We start from the raw sequence: 612 nt of genomic DNA on the forward strand, positions 1-612 counted from the left end.
CCGGTCCCCAGGGGCCGGAACCTGGGAGGACCTCGATGAACACCACCCCGGACTGGGTCAAGGGCGGCGACGAGCTCAAGGCCGACCCGGCTGGCCTCCGTGGATTCGCCACCAACGTCTCGACCATCGCGGCCAATCTGCTCTCCGACGCCAACGGTCCGATGATGGACCTGTTCACCAGCACCGGGTCGTTCCCGTTGAGCACCCAGGGGCTGCAGGCCGGGAGTTCCGCGGAGGAGCTGAACTCGGCCAACCAGACGAGCATGCAGGCGTTCTGCGGTGACGCCTACAAGACGTTGCTGGCGGACGGCAGCGCCTTCCACACCCTCGCCGACTGCTACGAGTCCGGGGACGGCGGCAACGGCATCAGCCTCAGCGCCGTCCAGTGGGTCTACCAGGAGCCCGGCGGCAAGCAGCCGCCCAACGCCCCGCCCTACCTCTTCAAGGACGGCAAGCTGGTCACGCTCAACGAGCTCTACGAGCAGAAGCAGGGGAGCTCGACCGGCACCGCCGGGATGGACGTCAAGCTGAGCGAGGAACGCAGGCCCGACGGCTCGGTCGTCACGACCTACCAGACCTCGGCGGGTGGCGTGCGCGTCGTCACCGAGTCCG

1 protein-coding gene is annotated in these 612 nt (G+C 68.5%); it reads left to right on the forward strand.

Annotated elements, in window-relative coordinates; all coding sequences use genetic code 11:
• Nucleotides 1-35 precede the first annotated feature (35 nt).
• On the forward strand, nt 36-612 hold a 577-nt coding region (locus CCN37_RS37265), incomplete at its 3' end, for a hypothetical protein (protein ID WP_143262013.1).

The sequence above is a fragment of the Allokutzneria sp. NRRL B-24872 genome, assembly GCF_002155965.1.
Lineage (GTDB): Bacteria > Actinomycetota > Actinomycetes > Mycobacteriales > Pseudonocardiaceae > Allokutzneria.